A 4,573-nucleotide genomic window follows, 5' to 3' on the forward strand; every position below is an offset into this window, starting at 1 on the left:
TCAAAAACCATTATAATTACAGGAACATCATCAGGAATCGGATTTACGCTTGCCGAATATTTCGGAAAAAAAGGACATCAAGTATATGGACTCAGTAGAAAATTTACACAAAGTGAGTATTTCAAGTCTATTCCTACAGATATTACTGATAACAATGCCGTACAAAATGCAATTGCTGAAGTATTAAAAACAGAAAAAAAGATAGATGTTCTCATCAATAACGCAGGAATGGGAATGGTAGGTGCTGTAGAAGATTCTACTAAAGAAGATATTCTAAAATTATTCAACCTCAATTTGGTGGGCGCAGTACAAATGATGACTGCTGTAATGCCATCGATGAGAAACCAAAAATTCGGACAAATTATCAATGTATCGAGCATCGGTAGCGAAATGGGATTGCCTTTCCGAGGGTTTTACTCCGCTTCCAAATCTGCTCTAGACAAAGTAACCGAAGCGATGAGATATGAAGTTTATCCTTGGAATATCGAAGTTTGTACCTTACATTTGGGCGACATCAAAACCAATATTGCAGAAAATCGTGTTCGCACGAAAGTTTCCGCGCCATATACTTCTGTTTTCGAAAAAGTGTATGCGCTTATGAACTCTCACGTGGGCGATGGTACAGAACCTTTGGAAGTTGCAGAATACATCCAAACTCTTTTGGATAAAAAGAAATGGAAAGCGCATTATTATTTTGGTAAATTCGGACAAAAAATTGGGATTCCTTTGAAATGGATTTTACCTCAAAATACGTACGAAAATTTGATGAAGAAATACAATAAAATGGCTTAAACTCAGTTTTTATAATAGTTTGAAGGTAGTATTAAATATTTTGATGATTCTAATTTGTGTTTTTTTTCAAGCACAAAAGAAAACCTATGTCTTGATAGATGCAGAAACCAAAACCAAGAAAACGGTGAAGGATTCTCTTTCGGCTACCAAATTTCTAGATTCTTTGGCGCAAAGCAATTATTTCTTTACAGAATTGAAGGAAGTAAAAGTAAACGGAAGCGCTACCGAAATTATCTACAACAAAGGAATAAACTACAATCAAACTTATGTTCATCTCTCAGATTCTTTACAACATAAGCTTAAAATAGAAAAAGTTTTTTTTACTAAAAATTTAGATTCTATCAAGAAATCTATTAGCCAAAAATATTTGGATGATGGGTTTGCCTTTAGCAGAATAAAATCCAAATACCAAGGTCAACGCAATGGTTTTCCTGTGGTAGAATTGGAAATTAATAAAAATGATAAAAGAATTATCAATGGCTTTGTGGTAAAAGGATATACCAAAGTTCCCAAAAGATTTATGAAAAATCTAGAAAAGGAATTTAAGTATAAAAATTATGATGACAAAAATCTACTTTCCATTAATAAGAACTTTCAAAGCCATCCATTTGTGACGTTAGAGAGGCCACCACAAACCTTATTTACCAAAGATTCTACACAAATTTACCTTTTTATGGAGAAGAAAAAAACCAATACCTTCGACGGGGTTATTGGTTTTGGAAATGATAAAACGGACAAATTCACCTTGAATGGAACACTGAATGTGAATTTTAAAAATATGTTTAATAGTTTTGAGGCAATCAGTTTGTATTGGCAAAGGAACCCAGACAAAGGACAAACTTTCAATCTGGAGGCAGACGTTCCGTATTTATTTAATTCTAATGTAGGTCTTAATGCCAAGATTAATATTTTTAGACAAGATTCTACCTTTGCTAATGTAAAGATGCAACCCGCTTTTTACTATCATATCAATAACCGTCAGAAAATTGGTCTACGTGGCACCTTTGAAAGTTCTACTATTATCGATAGTTTGTATGTACAAGGTAAAGACTTTAATAAAAAAGGAATTGGTATTTGGTACGATATGACCGAACCTACCGATATCGATCTCTTTCTGCATAAGACCAAAATAAGAGCAGAATTCGATTATTTGTCTACCAATTATACTTTAGAAAACATCAATGCCATCCAGAATCAGTTTTATCTTTTTGCAGAACACAATTTCCATATCAATGGCAATCATTTCCTGAATGCAAAAGGAGAAGCAGCAATGATGAGTTCCAAAAATGAGTTTTCTGCCAACGAACTCTATCGTTTTGGTGGATGGAATTCTCTTCGTGGTTTCAACGAAAATTCTCTAGCCGCTGACTTTTATTACTATGGAAGCTTAGAATATCGATATTTGATTGGTAGGCAGGCATTTTTTGATGTCTTTGGACAATATGGGCAACTCAACAACAAATCGCTAAATGTGAAGCCGAAATTGTACAGTGTTGGCATGGGATTCAATTTCTTTATTCCGATTGGACTTATGAGTTTCCAATTATCAAATGGTAACGAATTTGGGAATCCGTTTAAGTTTAATGAAATCAAAATCCATTGGGGAATTCTGAGTAGATTCTAATTTGTATTACTTCTTTCACGTTTTAGTGTTTTAAAACATTGTTTTTTATCTTTGTGTTATAATTATATTCAAATGCAAACTAAAGAACAAAAAATAGCCGAATTCGACCCATCTCAGCCTGGTCTTTCGGATGCCAATATCTTCGGACTTCCATTTACTGCTGACGAAAGCGAAATCGTAATTATTCCCGTTCCATGGGAAGTTACCGTAAGTTATGGTGCAGGCGCGTCAGATGGTCCAGCAGCGATATATGAGGCATCTTATCAGGTAGACTTATCTCATCAGAATTTCCCTGAACTTTGGAAGTTGGGAATGCATTATGATACTTTCGAAAACAATTGGAAAGAAACCAGCGATCGTTACAAAGAGATGGCTCAGCCTATTATTGAGGCATTAGAAAATGGTGAAGTTATAGACGAAAACCATGCTCTAAAATTTTCTCTAGACGAGATTAATAAAGCTTGTACACAATTTAACGCAGAACTTAAAGAACGTACTTTATACTGGCTTCAACAAAACAAAAAAGTAGTTTTATTGGGCGGTGATCACTCTACTCCACTTGGATATTATCAGGCTTTGGCAACTTATCACAAAGACTTTGGAATCTTACATTTCGATGCACATATGGATCTTAGGATTGCTTATGAAGGCTTTACTTATTCTCATGCATCTATCATGTATAATGCCATTCAATTGCCAGAAATAAACAAGTTGGTACAAGTAGGAATTAGAGATTTCTGCGAACAAGAAGTTGAAGTGGTAAAAACGTCTAACAAAGTAAAAGTTTTCACCGACACTGATCTTAAGAAAGACGAGTTCGAAGGAAAATCTTGGTCACAAAAAGTAAACGAAATCATCGCATTACTTCCAGAAAATATCCTGATCAGTATAGATATTGACGCACTATATTGTTGGTATTGTCCAAACACCGGAACCCCAGTACCAGGAGGATTATCATATGAGCAACTGATTTATTTCCTAAACAAAATAGCAGATTCAAATATAAACCTTATGGGGATGGATCTTGTAGAAGTAGCACCAGGAAAAGATGACGAGTGGGACGGAAACGTGGGCGCAAGATTATTATTCCATATGTGTGGAGTATTTGCTAAAAAGTCTGGACTTCATGTTGGAGAAGAAATAAAATTCTAATCAACATCACCTATAAAAACTAAGGATCTAACGAAAGTTAGGTCTTTTTTATGTTGCTATTTCACGCTTTCACTACTCGCTTTTTTGCGCCAACGCATATAAATATCCATTTCCAAGCAAAAATAGCTCAAAACTAACGAAGTGATTCGAGCAAGTTAAACATGCCGTTCAATCACGGCTATCTTTGGTTGTTGGTTGTTGGTTATTGGTTATTGGTTATTGGCAAAATTTATTAATTCTGCGTAAAATTTGAATTGTTGTTTTTTTCTGCTTCATTCAAACTCACTTTATACTCAATCTCTTTTAAAATTAATCCTAATTCATAAACAAATTTAGAAAACAATAGCAACCTAACTCTCGAATTGTCCTTTCGAACGCAGCGAAGCGCAGTGAGAAATCTCTCCAAAGAATCGAGATTAAAAGACTTAAAGATTAGAGACTGAATTGATACATAGTTTTTACTACCTAAATTAAAAAGAGAAAATCAATTTCAACCACGAATTGTCATTTCGATCGACGCGAAGCGCAGTGAGAAATCTCTTTTTAGAATCGAGATTAATGACTTAGAGATTAGAGACTGAAATAAAATATGGTTTGTGCCTTTCCCTCCATCTTTTTAGAATACATTCATACCACCCTCTTAGCTTAAACATAAAAACGTTAGAACTTCAGAACCTAAAAATTAAAAATCTCACACCTTAGAGCTTAGAACTTAGAACTTAAGAACTTCAAAAACTTAAAAACTTAATCACCTCCCACCTAATAACTTAAAACTCAGAACTTATAACTAATAACTACAAACTCAAGATCTCTTGTAGTATAGCAAAAAAAAAAGCTCATTCAAATTAATGAATGAGCTTTTTTAAAAAAACTGGCGGCGACCTACTCTCCCGCTTTCGCAGTACCATCGGCGCTAGAGGGCTTAACTTCTGTGTTCGGAATGGGAACAGGTGAGCCCCTCTGCTAAAACCACCCTAAAGGTTGTTTTGTACAAAAGGATGTACA

3 protein-coding genes and 1 rRNA gene are annotated in these 4,573 nt (G+C 34.6%); 3 read left to right on the top strand and 1 reads right to left on the bottom strand.

The annotated features are described in order from the left end of the window. The 3 genes from ACKI42_RS04660 to ACKI42_RS04670 all read left to right on the top strand — a co-directional run. Positions 1 to 792, top strand: a 792-nt coding sequence (locus ACKI42_RS04660) for an SDR family oxidoreductase (protein ID WP_407402946.1), incomplete at its 5' end; no start/stop codon positions are given. 43 nt (positions 793 to 835) lie between these two features. Further along, a complete protein-coding gene (locus tag ACKI42_RS04665; protein ID WP_407402948.1) occupies positions 836 to 2,416 on the top strand; it encodes a hypothetical protein in 1,581 nt (526 codons plus the stop codon). 72 nt (positions 2,417 to 2,488) lie between these two features. Next, entirely contained in the window at positions 2,489 to 3,568 is a 1,080-nt protein-coding gene (locus tag ACKI42_RS04670; protein ID WP_407402950.1) for an agmatinase family protein, read from the top strand. An 869-nt stretch (positions 3,569 to 4,437) separates the two neighbouring features. On the opposite strand, the gene rrf is transcribed toward ACKI42_RS04670, so the two are convergent. Then, positions 4,438 to 4,545, bottom strand: a 5S ribosomal RNA gene (gene rrf / locus ACKI42_RS04675). Positions 4,546 to 4,573: the final 28 nt, after the last annotated feature.

Source organism: Chryseobacterium sp., from assembly GCF_045629545.1.
In the GTDB taxonomy this organism is placed as follows: Bacteria; Bacteroidota; Bacteroidia; order Flavobacteriales; family Weeksellaceae; genus Chryseobacterium.

Bases quoted from the DNA above. Each gene is read 5' to 3' on its own strand.
- ACKI42_RS04670 (WP_407402950.1), top strand. From the start codon at position 2,489: ATGCAAACTAAAGAACAAAAAATAGCCGAATTCGACCCATCTCAGCCT.
- ACKI42_RS04665 (WP_407402948.1), top strand. From the start codon at position 836: ATGATTCTAATTTGTGTTTTTTTTCAAGCACAAAAGAAAACCTATGTC.